Genomic DNA, 683 nt, shown 5'->3' with positions numbered 1-683 from the left:
AGAGAACATGGATACCATCATCGGCTCGCTCAACGATATCTTCGGTCAGCTCGAGGGCTTCTTCTACGACATCGTCGACAAGATCTCCGACCTCTTCAGTGGCTCGCTCGGCTCCTCCGCGCCGGAGACCCCGGAGACCCCGGAGACCCCGGAGACCCCGGAGCCGACCGTCTAATACGCTCGGCTCGACAGCCCCCGCTCTTCATATCCTCGGAGCGGGGGTTTTGTGGCTCTCCGACCTCTTCTCGCCTCAAGATAGGAACACGATGTCACCAATTAGTCACGCTCAGGCGGACCCCTCAGCCGGTTCAACCCCTCAAGAGAGGCCTAAGATGGGGGCCTTAGGGTTCCTGGTCATCTTCTTCATGCTCTTCTTCGCACTGAGCATCATCGCTCTGTTTGTCGGGGTAGGCGGGTTCATGTCCGCTACATCCAGCTATGCGATGGATAGTGAAGATCTGACCATCGGCCTTGGTCTGTCTGTCGGCGGCCTCACTGGCTCACTCCTGGCCGGTATCGGCTGGTCCATCTGCATCATTGCGGAACGCCTCGCTAAACGCGGTCTGCTATAGAACCACCCTCGCTATAGCTCACCACACAACACCCCCGCTCAGGCCGAAGCTCGAGACGGGGGTGCAGTGCGTCGATGGATGCCATTGGCTATCGGAGCCAATGGGGCTCTT

At 59.3% G+C, this 683-nt stretch carries 1 protein-coding gene; it reads left to right on the top strand.

All coding sequences use genetic code 11. The features are described from left to right. Nucleotides 1-365: 365 nt before the first annotated feature. Entirely contained in the window at nucleotides 366-572 is a 207-nt protein-coding gene (locus tag ACT3TD_RS14805; RefSeq protein ID WP_444615247.1) for a hypothetical protein, read from the top strand. Nucleotides 573-683: the final 111 nt, after the last annotated feature.

Origin of the sequence: Corynebacterium sp. AOP36-E1-14 (genome assembly GCF_052377495.1) — a bacterium.
In the GTDB taxonomy this organism is placed as follows: domain Bacteria; phylum Actinomycetota; class Actinomycetes; order Mycobacteriales; family Mycobacteriaceae; genus Corynebacterium.
This window is presented reverse-complemented; position numbering and strand designations above follow the sequence as displayed.